Source organism: Pseudoalteromonas sp. A3 (genome assembly GCF_025942345.1).
Lineage (GTDB): Bacteria > Pseudomonadota > Gammaproteobacteria > Enterobacterales > Alteromonadaceae > Pseudoalteromonas > Pseudoalteromonas atlantica.
Window position 1 is genome coordinate 509,639 of sequence record NZ_JAPCKL010000003.1, and the last position, 24,098, is coordinate 533,736.

22 protein-coding genes are annotated in these 24,098 nt (G+C 40.7%); 5 read left to right on the forward strand and 17 right to left on the reverse strand.

Annotated features, from left to right (window positions below; all coding sequences use genetic code 11):
- Position 1: 1 nt before the first annotated feature.
- From OIZ54_RS08345 to OIZ54_RS08385, 9 genes are read right to left on the reverse strand one after another with little or no spacing between them, the layout of a single operon-like run.
- Complete coding sequence (locus OIZ54_RS08345) at positions 2 to 1,219, reverse strand: type II secretion system F family protein (protein ID WP_096041080.1); 1,218 nt, start codon at positions 1,217 to 1,219, stop codon at positions 2 to 4.
- Positions 1,206 to 2,933, reverse strand: a complete 1,728-nt coding sequence (locus OIZ54_RS08350) for a GspE/PulE family protein (RefSeq protein WP_138611080.1) — start codon at positions 2,931 to 2,933, stop codon at positions 1,206 to 1,208. Before OIZ54_RS08350 ends, OIZ54_RS08345 begins: the two co-directional genes overlap by 14 nt.
- A complete protein-coding gene (locus OIZ54_RS08355) occupies positions 2,930 to 4,120 on the reverse strand; it encodes a tetratricopeptide repeat protein (RefSeq protein WP_264390161.1) in 1,191 nt (396 codons plus the stop codon). The genes OIZ54_RS08350 and OIZ54_RS08355 overlap by 4 nt, the downstream gene beginning before the upstream one ends.
- Positions 4,117 to 5,019: an ExeA family protein gene (locus tag OIZ54_RS08360; protein WP_096041078.1), complete on the reverse strand. Its 903-nt coding sequence runs from the start codon at positions 5,017 to 5,019 to the stop codon at positions 4,117 to 4,119. The genes OIZ54_RS08355 and OIZ54_RS08360 overlap by 4 nt, the downstream gene beginning before the upstream one ends.
- Positions 5,020 to 5,021: 2 nt before the next feature.
- Positions 5,022 to 6,680, reverse strand: a complete 1,659-nt coding sequence (gene mshL / locus OIZ54_RS08365; protein ID WP_264390162.1) for a pilus (MSHA type) biogenesis protein MshL — start codon at positions 6,678 to 6,680, stop codon at positions 5,022 to 5,024.
- Positions 6,664 to 6,987 (reverse strand): agglutinin biogenesis protein MshK, encoded by a 324-nt coding sequence (locus OIZ54_RS08370; protein WP_264390163.1) that lies wholly within the window; start codon positions 6,985 to 6,987, stop codon positions 6,664 to 6,666. Before OIZ54_RS08370 ends, mshL begins: the two co-directional genes overlap by 17 nt.
- Positions 6,965 to 7,645, reverse strand: coding sequence for an agglutinin biogenesis protein MshJ (locus OIZ54_RS08375; protein ID WP_264390164.1), 681 nt, complete (start codon positions 7,643 to 7,645; stop codon positions 6,965 to 6,967). Before OIZ54_RS08375 ends, OIZ54_RS08370 begins: the two co-directional genes overlap by 23 nt.
- The gene (locus OIZ54_RS08380; protein ID WP_054982910.1) at positions 7,642 to 8,241 is read right to left on the reverse strand and encodes a PilN domain-containing protein; all 600 of its coding nucleotides are present in this window, start codon (positions 8,239 to 8,241) and stop codon (positions 7,642 to 7,644) included. The genes OIZ54_RS08375 and OIZ54_RS08380 overlap by 4 nt, the downstream gene beginning before the upstream one ends.
- Positions 8,238 to 9,170 (reverse strand): MSHA biogenesis protein MshI, encoded by a 933-nt coding sequence (locus OIZ54_RS08385; RefSeq protein ID WP_264390165.1) that lies wholly within the window; start codon positions 9,168 to 9,170, stop codon positions 8,238 to 8,240. Before OIZ54_RS08385 ends, OIZ54_RS08380 begins: the two co-directional genes overlap by 4 nt.
- Positions 9,171 to 9,247: 77 nt before the next feature.
- On the opposite strand from OIZ54_RS08385, the gene OIZ54_RS08390 reads away from it, so the two are divergent.
- On the forward strand, positions 9,248 to 10,156 hold the full coding sequence (locus tag OIZ54_RS08390) for a 1-aminocyclopropane-1-carboxylate deaminase/D-cysteine desulfhydrase (RefSeq protein WP_264390166.1): 909 nt from the start codon (positions 9,248 to 9,250) through the stop codon (positions 10,154 to 10,156).
- Between the two features lie 138 nt (positions 10,157 to 10,294).
- On the opposite strand, the gene OIZ54_RS08395 is transcribed toward OIZ54_RS08390, so the two are convergent.
- The 6 genes from OIZ54_RS08395 to OIZ54_RS08420 form a co-directional block, all read right to left on the reverse strand.
- Positions 10,295 to 11,968, reverse strand: a complete 1,674-nt coding sequence (locus OIZ54_RS08395) for an EAL domain-containing protein (RefSeq protein ID WP_264390167.1) — start codon at positions 11,966 to 11,968, stop codon at positions 10,295 to 10,297.
- 145 nt (positions 11,969 to 12,113) lie between these two features.
- Entirely contained in the window at positions 12,114 to 12,530 is a 417-nt protein-coding gene (arsC, locus tag OIZ54_RS08400; RefSeq protein WP_054982914.1) for an arsenate reductase (glutaredoxin), read from the reverse strand.
- Between the two features lie 9 nt (positions 12,531 to 12,539).
- On the reverse strand, positions 12,540 to 13,556 hold the full coding sequence (gene arsB, locus OIZ54_RS08405; RefSeq protein ID WP_264390168.1) for an ACR3 family arsenite efflux transporter: 1,017 nt from the start codon (positions 13,554 to 13,556) through the stop codon (positions 12,540 to 12,542).
- Between the two features lie 9 nt (positions 13,557 to 13,565).
- Positions 13,566 to 14,288, reverse strand: a complete 723-nt coding sequence (gene arsH, locus OIZ54_RS08410) for an arsenical resistance protein ArsH (RefSeq protein WP_264390169.1) — start codon at positions 14,286 to 14,288, stop codon at positions 13,566 to 13,568.
- Between the two features lie 171 nt (positions 14,289 to 14,459).
- Entirely contained in the window at positions 14,460 to 17,186 is a 2,727-nt protein-coding gene (locus OIZ54_RS08415; protein WP_264390170.1) for a response regulator, read from the reverse strand.
- A 170-nt stretch (positions 17,187 to 17,356) separates the two neighbouring features.
- A complete protein-coding gene (locus OIZ54_RS08420) occupies positions 17,357 to 18,268 on the reverse strand; it encodes a LysR family transcriptional regulator (RefSeq protein WP_264390171.1) in 912 nt (303 codons plus the stop codon).
- A gap of 138 nt (positions 18,269 to 18,406) precedes the next feature.
- Between OIZ54_RS08420 and OIZ54_RS08425 the strand changes: the two genes are divergently transcribed.
- The 4 genes from OIZ54_RS08425 (at position 18,407) to OIZ54_RS08440 (ending at position 21,807) form a co-directional block, all read left to right on the forward strand.
- On the forward strand, positions 18,407 to 19,579 hold the full coding sequence (locus OIZ54_RS08425) for an MFS transporter (protein WP_264390172.1): 1,173 nt from the start codon (positions 18,407 to 18,409) through the stop codon (positions 19,577 to 19,579).
- A 69-nt stretch (positions 19,580 to 19,648) separates the two neighbouring features.
- The gene (locus OIZ54_RS08430) at positions 19,649 to 20,788 is read left to right on the forward strand and encodes an MFS transporter (protein ID WP_024032516.1); all 1,140 of its coding nucleotides are present in this window, start codon (positions 19,649 to 19,651) and stop codon (positions 20,786 to 20,788) included.
- An 11-nt stretch (positions 20,789 to 20,799) separates the two neighbouring features.
- Positions 20,800 to 21,333: a redoxin domain-containing protein gene (locus OIZ54_RS08435; protein WP_264390173.1), complete on the forward strand. Its 534-nt coding sequence runs from the start codon at positions 20,800 to 20,802 to the stop codon at positions 21,331 to 21,333.
- Positions 21,334 to 21,396: 63 nt separating this feature from the next.
- On the forward strand, positions 21,397 to 21,807 hold the full coding sequence (locus tag OIZ54_RS08440; RefSeq protein ID WP_029773082.1) for a hypothetical protein: 411 nt from the start codon (positions 21,397 to 21,399) through the stop codon (positions 21,805 to 21,807).
- 121 nt (positions 21,808 to 21,928) lie between these two features.
- Here the strand turns inward: OIZ54_RS08440 and ssb are convergent, their stop codons facing one another.
- Entirely contained in the window at positions 21,929 to 22,633 is a 705-nt protein-coding gene (gene ssb, locus OIZ54_RS08445; RefSeq protein ID WP_024032519.1) for a single-stranded DNA-binding protein, read from the reverse strand.
- A gap of 20 nt (positions 22,634 to 22,653) precedes the next feature.
- Positions 22,654 to 24,021 carry an MFS transporter gene (locus OIZ54_RS08450; protein WP_264390174.1) on the reverse strand — a complete coding sequence of 456 codons (1,368 nt, stop codon included), beginning with the start codon at positions 24,019 to 24,021 and terminating at the stop codon, positions 22,654 to 22,656.
- Between the last annotated feature and the right edge of the window lie 77 nt (positions 24,022 to 24,098).

Genomic DNA, 24,098 nt, shown 5'->3' on the forward strand with positions numbered 1-24,098 from the left:
GCTACCCTTTAATAGCCGACATCATGTTCCACATCGGCATAAAAATACCGAGTGCTAAAATAAGCACCATAATGGCAACAAACACCGTCAAAATGGGCTCTATTTTTGCGGTTAAACTGCGTAAATCGTAATCGACTTCTCGTTCGTAAAAATCAGCCGCTTCTTGTAGTAGCTCATCTACGCGACCAGTTTCTTCACCCACTGCCACCATTTGCAGTACCAACTGTGAAAATAGCTCGCTACTTCGTGAAGCCCGCAACAAACTGTCGCCTTTTTCGATATCTTGGCGCATGGTGATAATGGCTTTTTCCATGTAGCTGTTATCAACTGCATGGGCCGTTAACGACAGCCCTGTCGTCATAGGGACGCCCGAGCGCAGCACCATGGCTAAACTTTGGCTATAACGGCCAAGTAAGGTGCGTTTTAAAATATCGCCTACAAATGGAATTTTGAGTTTGTGGTGATCCCACTTAAAGCGCCCAGCCGACGTATTTAAATACCGACGCCATGCAACCACTCCCCCCACTAACATTAGCGCTAGCAGCCACCAATAATTGACAAAAAAGTTACTGGTGCCAATGAGGATCTGGGTCATTAAAGGCAGCTCTGCATCAAACTTTTCGAACATGCTGGCAAAGGTTGGGATCACAAAAATATTTAATATGATCATCGCAACTAAAAGCGCCAAAATAACAAAAGTGGGGTAACGCATAGCGGCTTTTATGCGCTTACGAGTCTCTTGCTCTTTTTCAAAGTAAATAGCCAGCTGATAAAACGCATCTTCTAATCGTCCCGACCCTTCTCCGACTTTAACCATAGAGATAGTTAAGCGGCTAAACACCTTGTTGTGTATAGCTAACGCACTAGATAGTTCACGGCCTTGTTCGAGCTGGCGTGTTACCTCAAGCAATACACTTTTAAACTCTTTATTTTGCGTGGTATCAGCAAGCCCTATCATTGCCCTAATAATGGGGATACCGGCTTTAAGTAAAGAATACATTTGCCGTGAAAACATGATCATGTCATCAAGGGTTATTTTTTCGCTAAATAAGTTATCGAATAACTTTATATTGTTTTTTGTTTCAACTAACGAAATTGAAATAGGTATGTACTGGCGCTTTAATAAGCTATCGGCCACACCGGCCTCATTATTTGCCTCAACACGCCCTTTAACCAGCGCACCTTTTGCGTCTTTGGCTTTGTAACTATAAAGCTGCATCGTCATCACCTACCACTTCAGGTACATATTCAGCCACTTTAAATACCTCATCTAACGAGGTAATGCCTTGCTTTGCATACGTTAAAGCCATATAAGAAAGCGGTGCAAAATTAGCGCTATTTTTAGCCGCTTCGGCAAAGCGCTGTGTGTCGTTAATACGCAGGGCATCCATCATAGCGTCGTTCATTTCTAACAGCTCAAAAATCCCCACCCTGCCTTTGTAGCCGCTATGGCTACATGCTGTGCAGCCTTGGCCTCGCCAAAACTGTGTGCTGCTAATATCTTCGCCTAAATAGGTAAGCCAGCTTTGTTCTTGTTTATCTGGGTGATACGGTGTTTTACATTCATTGCAAATACGCCTAACTAAGCGCTGAGCAATAATAGCGCGTAGTGAGCTTGCAACTAGATAAGCGGGTGCTCCCATATCAATTAAGCGCATTGCGCTTGATATGGCATCGTTGGTATGTAACGTAGAAAGCACTAAATGGCCTGTTAATGCAGCCCTTAGCCCTATATCAACGGTTTCTTGGTCACGCATTTCGCCAACCATAATAATATCGGGGTCTTGGCGTAACGTGGTTCTTAATACACTGGCAAAACTTAAGCCTATTTTGTTGTTTATTTGCACCTGGTTTACCCGTCCAATGCGGTATTCAACCGGATCTTCTACGGTAATAATTTTACTTTCTTGTTGATTAAGCTCACTTAAAGCGCCATACAATGTGGTCGTTTTTCCTGAACCGGTAGGCCCAGTCACTAACACCATGCCATGAGGGCGTTTTATAATGCTGCGCAGGCGTTTTAAAATATGCACCGGCATGCCCGTTTCATCTAACGATAACAGCCCTGCAGATTGGTCGAGCAACCGCATCACAACTGACTCGCCATATTGCACAGGCATTGTCGATAAACGTACATCAATGCTGTGCGCGTGCACTTTTATATTAAAACGGCCATCTTGCGGTAACCGCTTCTCCGATATATCTAACCCCGACATAAGCTTTAGCCTAAGTACTAAAGCAGAGGCTATTTTTACTTGGTTTAATGTGTGCTCTTGCAATACACCATCAACTCGTTGGCGAATGCGTAATAGCCTTTCATCGGGTTCTATGTGGATATCTGAGGCACGTACTTGTACTGCATCTTCAAATATAGATTGCAGTAGTTTTACTACGGTGGCGTCAGAGGTTTCATCTGCTAAGGAATTAAGATCAAACTCTTCTACGTCTTCGTATTCTTCGTGTAGCTTTTCAGCAAAGTTAGTAATATCTTCTGTTCGGCGGTACACATTATCAAACGCTGCCATAAGCTGGCTTTCTTGCACAACAGCAAGCTCAATTCGCTTAGGGGCTAGCATTGGCGCTAACTGATCCAATGCTCTCAAATCAGCGGGGTCACTCATTCCAACTAACACAGAATCACCGTTATCTTCTATTACTAATGCTCGGTAGCGCCTGGCATAAACCTCTGAAAGTAATTTAGATACATCTGAAGATATTTTGCGCTGCGAAATATCTAAAAACGGTATTTGTAATTGTTGAGCTAAAAAGCGCAATAATTGCGGCTCACTTATAAACTCAAGCGCAATTAATGTAGCCCCTAACTTTCGCCCTGACGCAGCTTGCACATTGAGTGCTTCGCTTAGCTGCGCTTCGGTGATCATTTGCTCATGAACGAGTAAGTCCCCTAAGCGCATTTTTAAACTGGGTCTCATACAGCCTCCTTCAATGCGACTAAGCGCTGTAGTGCATGTTGCGTCATTGCGGCATTTAAACCGCCTAAATCTAGGGCAACTTTATAAAGGTGCTTTGCATCAGCAAATTCCCCCAACGCATCTTTTGAAGTAGCTAACGCCAGCCACCACTTAGCCTGCTGAGGCTGAAGCTGTGTAAGCTGTGTAAAACTCGCAAGCGCTATTTGATGTTGCTGCGCATTTTGTGCTGCAGTGCCTTTTAATACCCAAAACTCCAAGTTTGCTTGCGGCTCAAGTTTGGCTATGAGCAGTTTAAGTACGCCTTCGTACTCTTGTTGCATAATTAAAATTTTACTGAGCATTACACGCCACTGCACAATCTCAGGGTTTATTTTTATGCCAGCAACTAATAACTGCTGAGCCATAAGTACATCTTGTTGCTGAAAATACGTTGCCGCGAGTAAATTACGCGCTTCTATATGCTCAGGTTGTGTTTGTAAAATAGCGGTTAAATCGTTAATCGCATCATCATATAAAGCAAATTCCAACGCTTGTTTAGCACGCTTTAATTGCAGTGCTATACGCTGGGCTTTGCTTTGCTTAACACTGGCAGTTTTTACTAATTTATTTTCAGCGGGCGGCTGCTCAGCCTGTGTAATGCTTTTTACTGGTGCACTGCTTTTTGCTTCAACTGGGGCATTTATTTCTGTGCTAGTGGCTACTTTAACGTTTGCTTCTGTGGGGCTTGCTTTTTTGCTCAGTAGCGCAGCTTTGTCTGCAGCGTGTAGCTGTATTACTTCGTCTTTTGGCTGATTAAGCAATGCGTTATTGCTTTGTACCTGCGCCAGCTCTTTTTGCGTATCTGCATTAATATGAGCTGCTTTAGCGCCAGTGTTTTCTTCGCTTAATTGTTTTAAGGGCTTAATTACGGGGGTAATTTTAGCTTGTGCAATTTCAATCGGCTGACTGTTATTATTAACCGCATATGCTTTTTCAGCCGTGTCCTTACTCGCTTGTGGTGCCTGTGCAAAAGGTAAATAAAGGTAGGCTGTAAAAATTAGTACAATCGCTAATAAAACACTCAGCACTTTAAATAATACATCGTGGTAGTCGCGTACAGGGGGAATATCGACCCCGCCACTTTGCTGATTACGCTGTGCAGTTTGGCGCTGGTCGATATTTTTTAGCATGTTATTAATAACACTCATAACCATTGCCTCCATACCCACATAACTGCAATAACAAAAACACTAATAGCTAATAAGCTGTAAGCCCAGTAATGGTTAGCATGGTGCTTTTTGCAATCTTCGGTGTCTGCAATGGCAAGATGTATATGGCGCGGTGTTACTTTATTAAGGCCTTCACCGTATGCCTGCAGTAAAACTTTATGGCATAAAATATTGACCAAACGGGGAATTCCTCGACTCGCACGCGCTATTTTTAATCCTAAACGATTCGTAAATAGGGGTGGCTGATTAAAGCCTGCCACCTGTAAACGGTGATTAATATAATAAATAACTTCACTGGCGGTCATTGCACGCAATGAGTAGGAAAAGCTGATCCGCTGGCGTAGTTGCCTCACTTTACTATTGGCAAGTTTTTCATCTAATTCAGGTTGGCCAAATAGCACCACCTGAATAAGCTTTTCGGTTTCGGTTTCTAGGTTTGTAAATAATCGAAGCGCCTCAAGTGTATCCCAACTCAGGCACTGCGCTTCATCTATTAGTAGTACAACCCGTTCGTTATCTTCTTGCAGCTCTAATAAGTAATGGTTTATTTGCTGGCTTAACGATTGTTGATCTAGGCTTTTATCTACCTCCATGCCAAGTTCTACAGCAATAGCCCAACGTAATTCTTCAGGGCTTAAATAAGAATTAGGTAAATAAGCCACAAAGTAGTCTTCTTCAATTTGATTTAAAAGTTTTCTGCATAGTAAGGTTTTGCCTGTCCCTACTTCTCCTGTTACTTTTATAAATCCCTCCCCCATTTCTAGCGCTGTGGTAAGTACTTGCATCGCTTCGTGGTGCGGCTCAAGTGCACAAAAAAACTCGGTGTTTGGGGTTAAGGTGAAAGGCATTTCACTTAAATTAAAAAAGCTCAAATACATAGTTAGTTCTCATACCATGTATTTAACAGCGCGCGGCTGTGAGCTTGTTGCTTTTTCCACGTGTCGGGCATCACCACCGTTGGCTTGATTAAAATAACGAGCTCTTTTTTCTCTTGGCGCTTACTAATACTTTTAAACAAATTACCTAATATTGGCACATCGCCCAAAATGGGTGTTTTCGATTCTTCATCTTCTGTGGTGGTTTGCATTAGCCCGCCAATTACGACTATTTCACCACTTTGGGCGCGGATCACCGTGTCAGATTCGCGAATATTGCTTTGCGCAAGCGGCAACTCAAAACGCTGATCATCTAAAGTAATCACCTTGAGCTGCTCTTCTGTTTCGGTTACCGACGGGTGAACGTGCAAAATAACTGAGCCATACTTATCAATTTGTGGAGTGACATCTAAGGCAATTCCCGAAAAAAACGGAGTTAAATCTATTTCTGGTGACGTAGTCGTTGAGGTGCCCGTTACTGTTGTGCTCGAAACGTTAGTAACAAAGTACTCATCTTGCCCCACTTTAATCACGGCTTTTTGATTGTTTGTTGCAGTTACACGCGGGTTAGAAAGCATTTGCAGGTCGCCCTGCGTTTCAAGCAAACTAATTACGCCGCTAAAGTCGCCTTTTTCAATCGTTAACGAGGAAACCCCTCCTAAAGTAGCTGAAATAGAATTACCTATGCTGCCTGCTGTAGTTGCAAACGACACCCCACCTTCTAACCCTCTAGAAATTCGCTCCCAGTTAACCCCTTGTTGGTATTCATCTTTTAAGGTTATTTCGACAATTTTAGCCTCAAGAATAACTTGTCGCTGAAGGTTTTCTTGGCTTTGACGTAAAAAGTCTTTTAACTGGTTTATTTCACTTGGTAATGCATTAACCGTAACCAAGCTTGCCTGTGGGCTGGCAACCACATAACGGCCATCGTTTGAACCAATAAGCGATTTAAGAGCAACTTCAAGCTCCTTCCAAAAGTCGTTTTGGTTAATTGTTTGGATGCGAGAGCCATTTAGCTCGGTATTTTGATTATCGCTGCCAAACTGAATATTTTGGCTCGAATTATTACTACTGTTTGAGCTTGAATTTGAACTTGAGTTGTTTTGTGAAAACTGGCTCACTCCACCAGCAACAACACTTACCGTTGATTGCCCATGGCGCTGCATCATTAAATAATTAACCGGTATAGTTTCTGTGCGCATGACCGCTGGCAACACCTGCACAATACGACCTTCTTGGACAATATCTAACGGGTACATGCGTTTAATAACAGCTATAACTTCTTCAAACGTTACGTTTTTTAAATTTAAAGAAATAACTCCGCTCACTTGTGGGTGTACTGCCACGCTGTATGGAGTATCAGCAGTTAATCCATTAAAAAATGAGCTTATTTCTACCTCTTTTGCGGCTACATCAAAACGCTTTACAGCTAACTCATTTGTTAAACTTTGCTCGCTATTAAGTGACGAAAGTAAGCTTTGTGTAAGCGCGCTACTCACCTCTACCGGGGCAACACTTTTAGCGTTTTTGCTTACAGGAGCAAGCTCTTGTGCTATATGTGGCTGAATCTCTTTTCCGGGCTTAAAACTATGGCACGCCGTTAAAAAAGGCGGTATTAAAATAAGCGCAAGCCATGGCTTTGTTATATTATTTTTTAATTTCATAGTCGTATAATTCTAATTTTATTTGCTTATCATCATTCGCTAACAACACTGAATTGGCGTTTATTGTTAGCACCCGAAATTCACCTATTACATCTCCTGGCTTATACAACTGCTTAGAAATAATCGCTTTGTATTGCTTTTCGGTTTTAATAATTGACTGTAACGACAGCGCTGCATTGCTAACTGCAGCGCCTTTTAGTATTGGTGCATTGCTTGGCTGAGTGGGGTCGCGCAGTATTTCAGCTGAACTAACAGAAAAAAAACACATGCAACATACACACAAACTATAAAGCGATAAATTTTTCATTGGCACTCACCGTTGCGATTTGTAATGTTAACTCTGCATTAGGGTATGTTTGCACCTGATAGTTAAACTGCTGTATTAACAACTTTTGTTGGCTAGCTTTAAGGCCTTCTAAATACTGCTGTAAGCTAAAATAACGCCCCTGCAAAGTAACCACCATTTGGTGTTCGAAAAACAAGGTTTGCGTATCGTGCTCACCAAGTTTTTCTACATCAATTGCTTTTGCTGGGTTTACTCTAAAGCCAACCACTTGCACATCGGGGGTATTTACTAATAAATCCTTTAATACAGCAGGTACTTTGTTTGCTGAAATAAAGCCTTGGCTAAACGTGCTTAACTTATTATTTATATCTTCTAGCTCGCGCTGGGTTTGCCCTACCTGATTTCTAAGTACTTTTGTGTAGTCATGCTCTAATGCCTGGGTAAGCATAGAGAGCTGTGCTTCATTGTGATTGAGTTTTTGCCACAATGTATTTTGTTCCACGCGTAAACTATTTACTGCATCTTGCTGTGGAAACACCACAAACCATAAACCTAAATAAACAATAAGAAATAAGCCAACAAACAGTACAGAATACTTTTCCCGCTGCTGTAATGCCGCAAATTGTGCTTGGTATTTAACAAATAATGGCCAGCCTTTATTTTCATTTTGCTCATTCATTGTGCTACCTCACTTGAACTAAGTTCTGTAGCCACATTAAACTCGCTCACGCCATCACTGCTCGACAGCTCCAGCACTGAAAACTCCTTCCCTTTAAAAAAGCTCGAATGCTTGAGATTAGCAAGCCAAATAGGTAAAAATTTGGCTTGCTGAGTACGCCCTTTGAGCATTACTTTTTGGCCTTCAAATTTTATCTGATCAAGCCAAATTTGCGGTTCGTGGTACGCTGCCAAATCGCGCATTACATCGGCATAATCCGTCTTCGTGTGCATGGATGTGTTTTCTAAATAATCAAACACCTGCTGTTTATGCAAAATTTCTTGTTGCAGTACTTTTAGCTCATCTATCAAATGCGATTTATTTTGTTTATCAGCTAATCGCTGCTTTACCACGTTTAATTGCTGCTGCGTTTGCTTTAGATAAGCTTGGCTTTGTGTAAGTAATTGCTGGCTATTGTGCTCTTCGTATAAATAAAACAACCAAGTTAATGCAACCACTAGCAATGTACCTAGCCACAGCAACAGCATTCCCTTAAAAGGCACGGGGTCGCGTCTAACCCTAATGGCCTTTTGGTAAAAATTAATCCGTGTTTTCATAGCACTGAATCCGGATCGGTTAATTGATACGCTGCGCCTAATGCGTAATAAAAGCTTGGTTCGAGCTCCTGTGCTAAATCTATATTAGGTTTAAAATCAACAACCTTTACTTGCAAAAACTCTGCAAGGCCTGCCCTTAACGTTAAAGACGATAAATCATCGCAATGCAGCTGAATGCTTCTAATAGGAGGCTGTTTTAGTTGGCTTTCAAAAAAATCCATTGATCGTTGGATCTCAAGCCCTAAGGCTTCAACCAAACCGTGTGTACGCTCTTTATCTGAAATGCCTAAAAATCCGTTTAAACGCCTAGCTAATAAAAGCTGACCATCACGAATAATTAAAATACGCGGCTCATGCCCTGCATGTTGCACTATAAGCATGTGCGCGCTTTTGTCTTCGCCAAACAAGGTCACTAAAATCATTTCTTCCGAGGTCATTGCTCTGAGCACAGGCTTTATTTTTGAAAAGCTATCAATAAAAGGCAGTAACTGTAGTTTATTAGTAAGAAACACATTCATTTTACTGCTTTGCATAGGCTGAATAATGGGGTAATCGATAAAGTCGGCAACAATGTTCTCTGGTGGAATATCAACTAAGTCTTTTGTTGTCCATGGTAGGGATTGAATGATCTCTTCGTCACTCAGCATGGGTTTATCCATTTGCACTATTTGATAAAAATAATGAGGAACCACTAAATTTACAGGGCACACCTCAGCGCAAACTTCATTTGTGCAAGTTGCAATAGCGACTGTATAATCCGTTTGGTCCTCTACATTCACACTGTGTGAGTTATGTACGTACCACTGCCCTTGATTTTTTTTTAAACACACCGCGTTTACTGTATCTGCATAAGTAGCAATACCAATCGCAGTGCTTGAGTCTAAACTGCGATTTAACCAAGATAACAACGAAAACAGCTTTTTTTTCATATAGCTACTATTGTTAATAAGAGATTAATTAAGTGTCGTACAAGATTGTTAGTTTGCAAGTTTAAACGCGAGAAATAATGCTTAACTTATTTAATATTGAAAAAGAAAGTCCAATACAACAAATAGATAGCGACTGTCTAAAAAAGAGAAACATACGGTTAAGTATAAAAAGAGATGACTTACTTCACCCGCTAATAAGTGGTAATAAATGGCGTAAGCTAAAATATAATTTACAGCAAATGCAAGCCCTTAATAAAACACAACTACTCACCTTTGGGGGGGCTTTTTCTAATCATGTTCACGCCTGTGCAGGGGCGGGTAAACTATTTAATATAAAAACCCACGCCATAATTAGAGGGCCACACTTAGATACTCAAAACCCCACCCTGCAATTTGCTAAACAGTGTGCAATGGATTTACATGCGGTTACTCGTATTGAATATAAGCAGCGCCATGACCTAGATTATTTAGCTCAGTTGCAAGCACGCTTTACACAAGCCTATATAATCCCAGAAGGTGGAAGTAATACATATGCCCTGCCTGGGTGTGCTGAGCTTGCTAAAAGCTTACCAAAACATGATTACTTAGTATGTCCCACAGGAAGTGGAGGAACTCTTGCAGGCTTAATTGAAGGTAGCTATGAGGCCACACAGCTATTAGGAATTGCGGTATTAAAACAAGCCGAGTACTTGAACAATGAAATTACAGCACTCAGTAAAAAAGCAGCTCAGCAATCCAATTGGCAGCTACTTACTGAGTTTCATGATGGCGGTTATGGCAAATTTAGTAATGACTTATGGCAGTTTTGCCAACGCATGCAGCAGCAACATAACTTACCTCTTGAGCCTATATACAGCGGTAAAATGATGTATGCACTATGGCAACTTATCGAGCAAGATTACTTTGCTGCTGGTAGTCATATAATGGCGATTCATACAGGCGGTTTACAGGGGCTCAATGGGCTAAAATACCGTAGCCTGATCTAGGGCTATTAACCTCTGGGCATTAAAACATGCTTACTTAAGGCCAGTTTAACCACGGTGCAATGTGTAACCTAGTGAGCTCTACAACCGCTGCTAGAGTGGCCCTTTTGGCTACGCTTAGCTTAAAAGGATTAACTGCCCTTAGTAAAACGTGGCATGTGTGTATTCCTGCAAGGGCTCAGAAAAGTAAAAACCTTGTGCGGCAACTACGCCTAGTTTAGCCAACATAAGTAGCTCTTTTTGGGTTTCTACACCCACCGCGTACACAGGTATATTGAGCAACTTGCTTTGCGCCACAATGTTTTTAACTTGTTTTTGCTGTTGTGTTTTTTCATCCACATTATGAACAAGCGGATACCCTAGTTTTATACCGCTAACTAATTTTTGAGAAGCAATTTGGTTAATGTGCTCCACATTCTGTACATTATCAATCACCAGCAAACTTTGTAGGGCTGTAAGTTTTTCAAAGGCACCTGCTAGTTGCGCTTGGTACTTAATAAAGTCTGCTTCGCTAATTTCAAACTGTAACTTTCGCTTTGTCGTAAAATCTTTCATATTGGTGACAAACCAGTTCCAAAACTGCTCGTTAAACCAATTACTTATATGCAAATTAACGCTTACCGTTAGAGCACTGGGCTCAGCTAAAATAAGCTTTTTAACTTGAAGTAGCACCGCTTTATCTAACTCAAATGCTTGGTGATTGTTAAAGTCTTGATTAATAAAGTAACGTGCAGCTAATAAACCGTGCGGTTGCTGCCTAATTCTTATTAGCACTTCATGTTGTACAATATCGCCGCTGGTGATCATAAATAACGGTTGAAAGAACAAGATAAATTTATTCTTTTTAATATTTTCAATAACCTGCTTACTTGAAATTAAGTTCCCTTGCTCGTGCTGTAACGCGAGCCTATGCCAGTGCTGAATTAAGCTTTTTTCTGAAAATACTAAGGCCGATTTAGCGAGTTTAAAAATAACGGGTTGCTCAGCCGCATATCGATAATCGCACAAACCAACCTTTATGTTTTTACGTGTTACTGTGCTTCGATAACGCTTACAAATTTGATAAACGCATTCGTGTAGGCTTTCACTGTATGTATCTAGCTTTGCTACAGGGATATTATTTAAAGTAATAGCAAGGTTGTTAGCATCAAATACATTAACTGATACTGCAGGAAGCTCTTTAAAATATTTTGCTATCAATACCTTAAAGCTTGCTTGGGTATCGGTATTTTCATCAAACACACAATCACATTTCACTATGGCAAATAAGCTATGACGCGCTGCACTAACACCGTACATAGACTTTACTTCGCAGTTTAATGTGGTGATTTGCGTAGAAAGTTTTTTTGCTGCTTTAGTTTTGCTGTAAGGCAATGGCAGGTTCGCTGCCGGTTTTTTTACTAATACTTTCCACCATCTAACCCACCAACTAGTGGCACCTAATATAATGATATTTAATAATAAAAATAAGTAGGCTTGCTCCACCCAGGCAGGCCAGTGGTATAAACTTATGCTGAGCGTTTTATAGCTAAATACATCGTGCTGTATATCAACTAAGTATTTGAAGTGTTCGGCATTTGAGTGTGCAGCCAGCATAAAGCCCTTACTTTGCACCAATGCCTGCACTATTTCTTTATCGGCATTGGCATTAATTTGCAGCTCAAAAATTTGCTGCGTTAACTGCTGACCATTTTTATGAATTTTTTTATGGAGCGTATCATTTAAAAGCACATTAAAAATAATTACCACCAGCGTGAAACTGGTTAAGTAAATTATTTTTTTTTGCTCAGCAATTTTTATTAAGGCTTTATGCATAGTGCTCTCTGTGGCAACGCGACTATTTAAAGTGTTGTTCAAAATAGTCATTAGCACAAGCAGGCAAAGCAAGTTTAAATGTTTATAATTTTGCTAAACAAAAAAAACCCGTGTAAACGGGGTTTTGGCAAATAGTTTATTACTTTTAGGGTTGCTCGCCCTGCGCGTTTAATATCATTTCGCCGTCTTCTTTGTATAGCTCACCTTTAGGCCATTGTGCTAATAGCGTTAAAACTTGCTCACTAGGGCGACATAGCTTAACCCCTTTTTCGGTGCACACTATAGGTCTATTAACCAGTATAGGGTGCTCAAGCATGGCCTCTAAAATAGCTTCATCTGTTACATTTTCATTTAACAAGCCTAGCTCTTCAGCAGGCGATTTACTCACTCTCAACGCTGTTTTTGGTGTTAAGTTTGCTGCGGCAAATAACGCTAACAATTGAGGTTTTGTCCAGCCCTCTTTAAGGTATTCAATAACCGTGGGGTTATAGCCAGCGGCTTTAATAATCTGCAATACATTGCGCGAAGTACCACAATCAGGGTTATGATGAATAACGACCATGACACTCTCCTAGTTAAACCAATGACGCGTTTTATTAGCAAAATAAACCAAGCTAAGCATAACAGGTACTTCAACAAGAACGCCCACAACGGTGGCAAGCGCAGCACCAGAGTGTAAACCAAATAATGAAATGGCTACGGCAACAGCGAGTTCAAAAAAGTTAGAAGTTGCAATCATGCAAGCTGGAGCTGCAATATTATGAGCTAGGCCCATTTTTTTTGCGGCTATATAGGCTATTGCAAAAATACCGTACGTTTGAATAAGCAGCGGAATAGCAATCAATACAATGGCTTCTGGGTTATCTATTAATGTTTGAGACTGAAAACCAAACAAAAGTGCCACCGTTGCCAGTAAGCCAATTATAGAATACGGTTTCATTACCTTTAAAAAGTGATTTAACCGTGTGTGATCTTCACCTTTATCTAACTTTTTGCGGGTAATAGCGCCTGCTATTAATGGAATAAGTACATACAAAACCACCGAGAGTAATAACGTGTCCCACGGTACCGTTATGTCTGTTACCCCTAGTAATAAACCTGCTATGGGCGCAAAGGCAAATATCATAATAATATCGTTGATAGATACCTGCACTAACGTGTAATTAGCATCACCTTTTGTTAATTGACTCCACACAAACACCATTGCAGTACATGGTGCTACTCCTAATAAAATCATACCGGCTATGTATTCTGTTGCCGTTTGTGGGTCGACAAAGTCTGCAAAAATGCATTTAAAAAATAACCACCCTAGTAAGGCCATGGTAAAGGGCTTTATGAGCCAGTTGATAACAACTGTCAGTACTAAGCCTTTAGGCTTTTTGCCTACATCTTTAATAGAAGAGAAGTCAATTTGCACCATCATTGGGTAAATCATAAACCAAATGAGTACAGCGATGACAATATTAACATGTGCATATTCTAAGCTTGCAACAACACTAAATACATCGGGTACGGTGTAACCGGCGACAATCCCTACCGCGATTGCCAGCGCAACCCACACCGATAAAAAGCGTTCAAATAACCCCACAGTAACCTCCTAAATGTCTTTTTGATTTACGCGTTTACTGAGCTGCTCTGCTGTTTCTACTCGCTCAGAGTATCTATCAACAAAGTAATCTTTTTGGTCGCGCATTAATAAGGTAAATTTTACGAGCTCTTCCATTACATCCACAATTCGATTGTAAAAAGCGGAAGGCTTCATTCGGCCATTCTCTTCAAATTCTAAAAACGCTTTAGGCACCGATGACTGATTAGGTATTGTTACCATGCGCATCCAGCGCCCTAATACGCGTAACTGATTAACCACATTAAATGACTGCGAACCACCACAAATCTGCAGCACAGCCAGCGTTTTTCCTTGTGTAGGTCTTACGCCACCCAGGTTTAATGGAACCCAATCAATCTGGTTTTTAAATACACTCGTCATAGCACCGTGTCGCTCCGGCGAGCACCATACTTGCCCTTCAGACCAGAGCATTAAATCACGTAGCTCTTGCACCTTAGGGTGCGTCTCATCTTCACTATCTGTTATGGGTAAACCTTCAGGGTTAAATATTTTAACCTCAGCACCAAAGTGGGTTAGCAAGCGTGCACTTTCTTCTATAACTAACTTGCTATATGAGCGAGCTCTTAGCGATCCGTATAACAATAAGATTTTAGGTTTATGAGATGAAAACGTTAGCGTGAAATCCTTAACGGTAGGCGGAGTGCTTTGTGAAAGTTCTAAATTAGGTAGCTCGTGTTCAATTGATTTACTCATAATCCTTAACCTTGTAGTTCTATAGTGAACTAAATATATATGAAAAAACGAATATATGAAATTTCACATATTAAAAGGTGTGAGTCAAACCCTATTTATATAAATTTTGCGTTTGGTTTTTTAACGTTGCAGGCGTTAAAGCCTGCTATTAAAGGTAGGTAATTGATAAGTTTATTTATTTAAGCAATTAAGTATTGTATCGCGTAATGTTTTAGCTTTTATTGGTTTAGCAACATGTGCATTCATACCAATAGATAGGTAGTGAGTAATATCATCTTTCATTACGTTTGCAGTTAACGCAATGATAGGCATAGAGGCAAGCGCAGTATTGCTATCACTGCGTATTACTTTAGTCGCTTCTACACCGTCCATAATGGGCATATGAATATCCATTAAAATAATATCATACGATTTTAATTTTACGGTTTGTATGCATTCTAAACCATTTTCTACTACGTGCACTTGCGCCCCACTGGCGGCTAATATATCGGATACAATTAACCTGTTTATGGCGTTATCTTCCACAACGAGTATTTTTACCCCTTGCAGTGGCTTTTCGGTGGCAGGTTTATGGGTATTACTTGTAGAAGGGCTAACCACTTTGCTTTTCATCGCTTCAAATAATACGCTGGTAAGCACAGGCTTATGCAAAATAGTTTTAATGTTTATTTTTTTAGCTATGTCGTAAATTGCGTCGTTTTTGCTTGCTGTAAGTACAATAATATTGTTGCAAAGCTGTGGGTTTACTTTGTAAATGCGGGTAAAAAACGTTTCACTGCTCATGGTCGGCATTTCACAATCAACAATAATAATTTTATAAGTGTTTATATTTTCTTTAATTATCTCTATTGCATCACTTGCCTGCTTGCAGGGCGTACAACGCAGCCCCATTGCACTAAGCTGACTTTTAATTAAGCTTAAATCATCTTCGTTATCATCTATTAGTAATACATCAAATGGTTCAGCAAATGATAACTGTGGGCTGTCTTCTATTAATGCTTGGGTGTTTACCTCAACGTTTATGGTAGCAATAAACTCACTGCCTTCACCTTGCGTACTGCTTACAGAAATATCGCCACCCATTGCTTGGCATAAACGTTTACTAATGGCTAAACCTAACCCAGTTCCCCCGTATTTTCGGGTTGTAGAGCTGTCGGCCTGAGTAAATGATTCAAACAAGTTAGGTAAGCTTTTTGCATCAATACCAATGCCAGTGTCTTTAACACTAAAGCGTAAAACAGTACTTTTGGTGTCATTGGGGGCTTCTTCTGCGTCTATTTGCACCGAAACAGCTCCATTAGAGGTAAACTTAATAGCGTTAGAGCACAAGTTAATTAATACTTGGTTTATACGCACCACATCGCCAACTAAGTTATGTTTCACGTTATCGCTAATATTAATCTCAAACGCAATACCTTTACTCCGCGCCCTATTTTCAAATGTAGTCGTTATATAATCGACAACCGCGTTTAACGAAAATGCAAAGGCCTCGAGTTTGATATTTCCTGACTCGATTTTTGAAAAATCTAAAATATCATTAATAACCACAAGCAATTGATCTGACGAGTACTTTATTTTTTCTAAATACTGTTTATCTTCTTCAGGTAAGTTTTTGCCCAATAAAATATTTGTCAGCCCTATAATGCCACTCATTGGGGTTCTGATCTCGTGACTCATATTGGCTAAAAATTCAGATTTTGACGAGGTAAGTTGCTCTGCTTCTTCTTTAGCTTGTAATAGCTCTTTGGTGCGTTGCTCTACACGCGATTCAAGTCGTAGCTTTTCTTCATCAAGCGCGTTTACAAGCTGAATGCGGCGGCGGTTTAATCGTAATACAAACACTAAAAAAGCGCTCAATACAAAAATAGTAATGGCGGCGCTGTAAATTAACACTTTATTTTGTTCAAAGTAACTCGGCTTGTAATAAGCAATAATCGATTTTTCTGGCAGGCTTTGCGGGGCAACATTATATTTTTTTAGCTGTCGCCAATCGTATTTATGAACACTTAAATTTTCATCGCTTATAGTAGGTAACACGTTATTTTCACTGTAAGAAATAATAGCTTCACCCACGCGTTTACCTATTTTCTCACCTGATAAAACATAACCACCCACTACACCTGAGCCCAATAAAACTTCCCAGTAGCTAAAAATGGGGGCGTTACTGTGCTGAGCGAGTAAGCTGACGAGCTGATACGGGCTAATCGACTTATTTTCGTAATTTCTAAATATAGGGGTAAACAAAATAATGGCGTCTGAAGGCACATTTTTTACTTTTTTCATCAGTTCAGCAGCCGGAAGATCAAACCATTGCTCAATCTCTAAATACGAAAAATCTTGGCTGATAATATTGAACAGCCCTGTATAAAAGTTTATACCTATTTCATTTTTAGTATCTAAGATGACTATGAGCCTTTTAGGTTTCATTAAATTAACCGCGCTGGCGGTTGCTTGCTTGTAGTCTAACTTAGCCTGCATTGAGGCACTATTAGTGTTTGCCGGCAGCCTAAACTGTTCGCCAGGTTCTAAATAAATTTTTGGTGTGCTAGTAAAAAAATCATTCAATTGCGATATTAACGTGGCAGCTGAGGGGGATTGCGTGACAATTATATCAATGTGCTTATTTTTATATTTTTGCTTAAGGTAGTCGCTCATTAATTGCGTTTGAGTGGCCTCATCAAAGCGCCCTACATCAATGTTTTCAACAAAAAGCTCATAGTCAAAAGTCCGTGTTGATAGCTCGCTATTTAAGCCCTCTTCAACACTTTTATGCCAAGGCATATGTTGGTTTGTAGAATTTATAAATAAGACATTGGTAATTTTAGAATCCGGTTGAGCGCTTACCGGCAAACTGGCAAATTGAAAAACAAGAAATAAAAATAAAATAATGGCTTTCATGTTTCTCATAGTTGCTTGAAGTAATTAGTACCACTAGAGTAGATGTTAATTAGTTACAAATCAATCAAATGAGATGTAAATTACAAAGGTGTTTTTGCGTTTTTGCGCATTTACGCCTCGCTAATTATTGCAGTGCATAAGTTAGCTAAAAGCGCTTTTATAAAGCCAACTCAATTACGCATGCTAAGCTGAATCTCTGCTTGGGCATTAAGTGCCATTTCTACAAACGCTTGCGTGGTAGCGCTGCTGTTAATTTGCTTGTATTGCAGCTGCAAATAAATTTGTGTGTCGACCTTTTCTAACTCTATAAAATGGCAACCCTCGCTATATAATTTACTTACACAATAAGGCGCTATAGCTAGCCCTAAACCAGCGGCAACCTCTGTTACTAAGGTTTGCATATGCCTTGGCTGACTAATAATGTTAGGTGAAAAGCCAGCGCGCTTGCAACGAGTAATAATTTCATCAAACAACCCTAAGGCTTCGTCGCGATTAAAAAGAATAAATGGCTCATTTTTAAGGGTTTTCAAATCAATAGTTTGCGCCGATGCAAAGGGATGATTTTTGTTGACCACCGCTACGAGGCGGTCAACGTACATAGTTTCACTTATAAACTCATCGGCTATGGTGCTTGGTAACGGCCGAGAAAACGCGACATCTACCCGTTCGTTTTTAAGGGCCTCTATTTGCTCGGTCGCGGTCATTTCTAGCAAAGTAACGTGAACATTAGGAAACTGCGACTTATACGTTCGGATTAATTTGGCCAAAAATGTTAAACACGCAGAGCTTAAATACGCAATACTCAGCGAGCCTAACTGCCCGCTATCGACCAGTTTAACCTTATTTTTAGCCCGCTCTGTAAGCGCTAAAATTGCCGTGGCATCTTTAACTAACTGCTCTCCGGCTTGCGTGATCGACACCTCCCGAGAGTTACGGGTAAACAAGCTAACACCTAGCTGCTCTTCTAACGAAGAAATATGGCGACTTATAGCGGGTTGAACTGTATGTAGCTCTTGAGCCGCTTCTGAAAAGCTCAGGTGCTTAGCCACTGCAATAAAACTTTTTAATATTTTTATATCCATGTGTGACTCAAATTTGCTCTGTGTGAGAGGTATAGCAGCAACTATACGTTATTTGTATAGATTCCATCAAATTTAAACATTTCTAACATCAAGCATCTCCCTCTATCATTCGCCTACCTTTTAATGTTGGAGAGCAAAATGACCCAGGTAACGCAAAGCGCCTCGTTAAGTCGCTTTATTTTATTGTTGATGACAACCGCCATTGCAGCAACCGCTGCAAACCTATATTACAGCCAGCCAATTTTACCTCTGATTGGTAACGAGTTTAATTTAACGGATTCACAACTTGGTAGCATTCCCGCATTTACTCAGTTTGGTTACGCTTTTGCCCTATTGTTTATTTCGCCGCTGGGGGATTCTATTGCGCGTCGTCGCTTAATAAGCATTTTATCGGGCTTACTGGTTATTGCATGTAGCTTTGCCGTATTTACACCTAACTTACCGCTGTTATTAATGTCGGTATTTTTAATAGGGGTAAGTGCCAACATTACCCAGCAATTAATCCCTTTTGCGGCATCACTTGTATCTGCTGAAAATAAAGGGGCTACATTGGGCACCTTAATGATGGGTCTAACCATTGGTATTTTACTTTCACGCACGTTAAGCGGTTTTATAGGAGAGCACTTTGGTTGGCGTGGTGTATTTGTTATGTCTGCAATATTAGCTGCGCTATTTGGTGTACTACTTAAGCTCTTTTTACCCCTAAATAAACCACAAATTAGCTTACGTTACTGGCCGCTACTTAAAAGTACAGTGGCGTTATTTAAACAGCACAAACCACTACAAGTGTTTACTTTAACTGGCGCGCTTTGGTTTGCTGCTTTTAATGTACTTTGGGCTACTTTAGCTATTTATGTCAGTGATGCACCTTTTAACTACAGTGCCCAAGAGGCCGGATTATTTGGCATCATCGCATTAGCTGGCGTAATAGGGGCTAAGTCTTCGGGTAAGTGGGTCAATGCGTTGGGCTCTAAAAAATTAGTCATGATAGTACTCACACTTGCCGCAATTGGTTTTGCTATTACAGGCGTTTTTTTAGGAAACCTAATAGCCCTAATTATCGGTATTATTTTAATCGACTTCGCTATTTTTAGCGCACAAGTAGCCAATCAAGTCCGCGTATTTAGCATAGACCCAAGCGCACAAAGCCGTATTAATGGTGTTTACATGCTTGGCTACTACTTAGGTGGCGCATTTGGCTCAATTATTGGTGTGAAAGCCTTTGCTTTGTACCAGTGGCCTGGCGTAGTCGTCCTTAGTGTAGTGTTAATTACCATCAGCGCTGCTTTTAACTCTCTCGCAAAAAAATAACCGCCATTAACTCCTTGCAACTAAGCGTAAGTCCCCCTTAGTTGCCCCATTTAAAAACAGAGAATACTTATGAATAAACTCAATAATGCAGGAAGCTACACTTTGCTGTGTATAGCTTGCTTAACAATCATGGTGGGTGCATTGGTTGCACCTGGTTTAATCAGTATATCTACAGCCCTAAATGTTGCTGACAGTGCGGTATTTTTAGTGACCTTACCGGCTTTAGGGGCTGTTATATTTGCGCCTATTGCAGGTAAATTAATTGATAAATATGGCGCTTACCGTTCATTAATTATTGGCTTATTTTTATACGGCTTTTTAGGTGCAAGCGTGTATTGGTTACAAGGGCCGTTGTTGGTTTTTGCTAACCGTATTTTGCTTGGCGGTGTTACCTCAATTGTTATGGCCGGTTGTACCGTTTTAATATCACAGTGGTACTTTGGTAAAGCGCGCCTAGGCATGCTTGCTAAGCAAGGTATGGCAATAGAGCTCGGTGGCGTTATATTTCTATTTATAGGTGGCCTACTTGCTGTGCAGCATTGGGCTTTACCATTATCGTTGTACCTTATTTCTTGGGTATTTTTAGCCATGTTGCTACTTTTTGTGCCGCGTAATCACCCTCAAGCACAAGAGGCACAAGCAACACAAGAGCACGTAATATCAAATAAAGGCTTATCTCTTAAGCATGTGTATTCGCTGGCTGTGCTTGCAATGATCACGTTTTTTAGCGCAATTGTTTTACTACCCAGCACAATGCATGCGCAAAATTATAATGAAGAACAAGTAGGTTTTTTACTCTCTTTCATCTCGTTAGTGGCTGTTGTTGGGGCACATTTTATGCCTCAGTTAACTAAAAAAATGGGCGAGCAAAAAGTACTTGCGCTGGCATTTATAGGCTATGGGGCATCATTTGCTTTCTTTTTACAAACGGGTACAGCGTTATTGGTAATAGGCGCTGTGTTTAGCGGTATTGGCTTTGGTTTTAGCATCCCACTATTAAACCATATGACCGTAGAGCGTAGCGCAGCCTCTGTTCGCGGTCGTAACCTCTCTTATTTCACAATGGCTGTTTTTTCTGGGCAATTTCTAACATCGTTTGTTGAATATATCCCCGGAGGCACACGCAATATTTTTATTAGCTGTATCGGCTTATGTGCTCTCACTGCGCTGTACTTATTTGTTAAAAAAAATCATTCACAATCAGTATAAAAGAGGTTTTTATGTCAGAGTCATTTAAATTAATAGCCGGTAATTCATTTCCAACAGTTACCGCACACTTGCTCGATGATACAACCGCAGATCTAAGTAAGCCGCACGGTGGCGCCGAGTGGCAAATGCTCGTGGTATACAGAGGCAAGCATTGCCCGCTTTGTATGCGTTACTTAAATTTACTAGAAGCGCAATTACCCGCATTAAAGGCACTTAGCGTAAGCGTTTGTGCCGTTTCTGCAGATACCCGCGCACAGCTAACACAAAGTATGGACACGCTCGCGATTAGCTTTCCTATTGCGTATGGATTAACACAGCAGCAAATGAAACAACTTGGGCTGTATATTTCCTCATCTCGCTCTGAGCAAGAAACCGATCACAACTTTGCAGAGCCCGCTATGTTTGTCGTAAATGAGCAAGGGATATTGCAAGCTGTAAATATTTCTAATGCCCCGTATTTACGCCCTGAGTTAGACGTGGTTGTAAGAGGCTTAAAGTTTATTAAAGAGCAAAATAACTACCCTATTCGCGGCACTGTTGTGTAACCATTTAAATTGCAGCCGTGGCGTTTATTACCTTACGGCTGCTTTATTAAGGCATAAGCTTTCATGAAAAACTTATTTAGTAATCTTTTAAATTTAGCCAGCGCGCTTTTTATGTTTAAGTTTGCCCTGCCAAAGTTATTAGCAGCGCAAGTAAGCGTTAAAACCTTTAGCTACTTTGCGCAGGTACTGCCCGTTAACGCTAAAATTTATATGTATAGCGTTGGTTTACTGGAGTTGGTAGTGGGTTTAATGATGCTTGCTCTTTTGTTTATTAAAAATGAAAAGCAAAAAGCACTGTTTACCTATGTTGCGTATGTTTTATTGGCGGGTACGTTAATTGGGGCGCTGTTACATGAATATTTTGTTCGCCCCGAGCCAATTGCTCAGTTAGTAACTTACTCAGGCTGCTTTTTAGTTATATGTGCCATTCAATTTTTAGCCTATAAAAAAGCGCTAATAGCGCGTTTTGAGTGACTTTAAGGCGTTAAATGGTAGATAGACACTGCACCTTTTGTACTAAAACGTGTTGTTACAAAAAAGCCGCTAAATAGCGGCTTTTAATATTATTTTTCAACATTCTTATTTTTGTCTTAGGTCAAAACGGAATGTCGTCATCAAAATCTATTGTTGGTTCCATAGGATTTGATGCACCGCCCTGAGGGGCGTTTTGCGGCTTAGGTGCAAAACCACCTTGCTGCTGTGGCGCATTACTTTGCCCAGGAGCAAAGCCACTGTTGTTTGATTGTTGGTATTGGTTATTTTGCTGTGGAGCAGGTGCTGCAGCTGGGCGTTGTGCTGGTGCAGCTTGTTGCTGTGGTGCATAACCACCTTGCTGGCTGTTTTGAGCTTGGTTGTTTTGACCATAGCCACCGCCTTGTTGATTATTTTGGTAACCGCCACCTTGTTGGCCGCCTTGATTACCTTGATAACCACCACCTTGCTGATCGCCACCGCGAGCGCCTAGCATTTGCATTTGACCCGTAAAGCCATCAACAACGATTTCTGTTGTGTATTTTTCTTGGCCTTGTTGGTCGGTCCATTTACGTGTTTGAAGTTTACCTTCAACGTAAATTTGCGAGCCTTTACGGCAGTACTCACCAACAATTTCAGCTAGCTTGCCAAAAAATACTACACGGTGCCATTCAGTTTTATCAACCATTTGGCCAGTGTTTTTGTCTTTATAGCTGTCTGACGTTGCTAAGGTAATATTTGCTACACCATTGCCATTAGGCATGTAACGAACTTCAGGATCTTGTCCTAAATTACCAACCAAAATTACTTTGTTCACACCGCGTGCCATGGAACCATCTCCTATAAACGTTAGATTAAACCAGCTACTTTACGTGCTTGGTCTAGGTCAAATTCTTTATCATTAATCTTTAAATAGCTGCGGCTTTCGTCGCGTACTACTGTTGCTTCTATTACGCCAGGTAAAGCAACTAGCTGAGAAGCAAGTGCTTGAGCTTGCTCTTCAGAACTTAAATTGGTCATTAAACTAATAACTTTACTTTTCGGTGGGACTTGCATTTTCCACGCAATAATAAGCCATATTAACCCAACAAGTGCCGCTGCCGCAAACACAGCTTGCGTACTTGTAGTTTGGGCAACATAACCCCCTAAAATACCACCTAAAAAAGCCCCCAAAAACTGGCTAGACGAATACCCACCCATTGCCGAACCTTTTTGGCTAGCGGGCGCAATACGCGATACAAGCGCAGGCATAGTGGCTTCTAAAAAATTAAATGCTACAAAATAAAGCAACATACAAATGGCAATGCCAACCACGCTATTCACCCAAATAGACATAGCAAGCATACTAATAGAAAGCAGTGCTACTGAGCCAATAAACGCTTGTTTTTCTTTTTCTTTTTTAATGGCAATAATCATAATAGGGACCATTAAAACAAACGCTAACAGCAATACCGGAATATATAAATACCAATGGTGGTTTGCCACTAAGCCATCTTTTATTAGTTGGCTGGGTAGTACCACAAAAATAGTGGTTAGCGTTAAATGTAGCAGTAATACACCTGCATTTAAGCGCGATAATTGCGGATGCTTAATAAGCTTTTTAATATCACTAAAGCTTGCCAAGGTATCGCCTTTGGGCGCTTTGTTTACTGCGTTTGGCACTAAAAATAAAATAATACCAATACCGAACACGGCAAGGATTGCTGTTAACCAAAATACCCCCGCTACACCCCACGACGCGGCAACAATAGGCCCAAGTAACATAGCAAAAGCAAAGCTCATGCCTATACTCATACCAATTACGGCCATTACTTTAGGGCGCTGTTCGTCGCGGCTTAGGTCGCTGGCAAAAGCAAGCAGCGCACTGGCTATAGCGCCCATACCTTGTAGTGCACGGCCCACTGTAACCATTTGAATAGATTCAGCAAGGGCTGCAATAACAGAGCCCAACGCAAACACAACTAAGCCACCAACAATTACTTTTTTACGGCCTATTTTATCTGACAAACGCCCCATAGGAATTTGCAGTACCGCTTGCGTTAAGCCATACGCGCCAATAGCAAATCCTATCCACATAGGCGAAAAACCATCAAGCGATTGGCCATAAATAGCCAATACAGGCATCAGCATAAACAAGCCGAGCATTCTAAATGCAAACACACTCGCCAGCGATACAGCGGCGCGCTTTTCTCGTGAATTAAGTGAAGATGCGGTCATTATCTGCGTATTCTTACGATATGAAAAATTTAGGCTGGGATTCTACCACAAGCTTGGCAATAATTAATCGCCTATAA

Coding starts and splice junctions, on each gene's coding strand:
- OIZ54_RS08390 (WP_264390166.1), top strand. CDS start 9,248: ATGCTTAACTTATTTAATATTGAAAAAGAAAGTCCAATACAACAAATA.
- OIZ54_RS08420 (WP_264390171.1), bottom strand. CDS start 18,268: ATGGATATAAAAATATTAAAAAGTTTTATTGCAGTGGCTAAGCACCTG.
- OIZ54_RS08440 (WP_029773082.1), top strand. CDS start 21,397: ATGAAAAACTTATTTAGTAATCTTTTAAATTTAGCCAGCGCGCTTTTT.
- OIZ54_RS08450 (WP_264390174.1), bottom strand. CDS start 24,021: ATGACCGCATCTTCACTTAATTCACGAGAAAAGCGCGCCGCTGTATCG.
- OIZ54_RS08360 (WP_096041078.1), bottom strand. CDS start 5,019: ATGTATTTGAGCTTTTTTAATTTAAGTGAAATGCCTTTCACCTTAACC.
- OIZ54_RS08425 (WP_264390172.1), top strand. CDS start 18,407: ATGACCCAGGTAACGCAAAGCGCCTCGTTAAGTCGCTTTATTTTATTG.
- OIZ54_RS08350 (WP_138611080.1), bottom strand. CDS start 2,933: ATGAGACCCAGTTTAAAAATGCGCTTAGGGGACTTACTCGTTCATGAG.
- OIZ54_RS08375 (WP_264390164.1), bottom strand. CDS start 7,645: ATGAATGAGCAAAATGAAAATAAAGGCTGGCCATTATTTGTTAAATAC.
- ssb (WP_024032519.1), bottom strand. CDS start 22,633: ATGGCACGCGGTGTGAACAAAGTAATTTTGGTTGGTAATTTAGGACAA.
- OIZ54_RS08355 (WP_264390161.1), bottom strand. CDS start 4,120: ATGAGTGTTATTAATAACATGCTAAAAAATATCGACCAGCGCCAAACT.
- arsC (WP_054982914.1), bottom strand. CDS start 12,530: ATGGTCGTTATTCATCATAACCCTGATTGTGGTACTTCGCGCAATGTA.
- OIZ54_RS08380 (WP_054982910.1), bottom strand. CDS start 8,241: ATGAAAACACGGATTAATTTTTACCAAAAGGCCATTAGGGTTAGACGC.
- OIZ54_RS08345 (WP_096041080.1), bottom strand. CDS start 1,219: ATGCAGCTTTATAGTTACAAAGCCAAAGACGCAAAAGGTGCGCTGGTT.
- OIZ54_RS08415 (WP_264390170.1), bottom strand. CDS start 17,186: ATGAAAGCCATTATTTTATTTTTATTTCTTGTTTTTCAATTTGCCAGT.
- OIZ54_RS08370 (WP_264390163.1), bottom strand. CDS start 6,987: ATGAAAAATTTATCGCTTTATAGTTTGTGTGTATGTTGCATGTGTTTT.
- OIZ54_RS08395 (WP_264390167.1), bottom strand. CDS start 11,968: ATGCATAAAGCCTTAATAAAAATTGCTGAGCAAAAAAAAATAATTTAC.
- OIZ54_RS08430 (WP_024032516.1), top strand. CDS start 19,649: ATGAATAAACTCAATAATGCAGGAAGCTACACTTTGCTGTGTATAGCT.
- OIZ54_RS08435 (WP_264390173.1), top strand. CDS start 20,800: ATGTCAGAGTCATTTAAATTAATAGCCGGTAATTCATTTCCAACAGTT.
- arsH (WP_264390169.1), bottom strand. CDS start 14,288: ATGAGTAAATCAATTGAACACGAGCTACCTAATTTAGAACTTTCACAA.
- OIZ54_RS08385 (WP_264390165.1), bottom strand. CDS start 9,170: ATGAAAAAAAAGCTGTTTTCGTTGTTATCTTGGTTAAATCGCAGTTTA.
- mshL (WP_264390162.1), bottom strand. CDS start 6,680: ATGAAATTAAAAAATAATATAACAAAGCCATGGCTTGCGCTTATTTTA.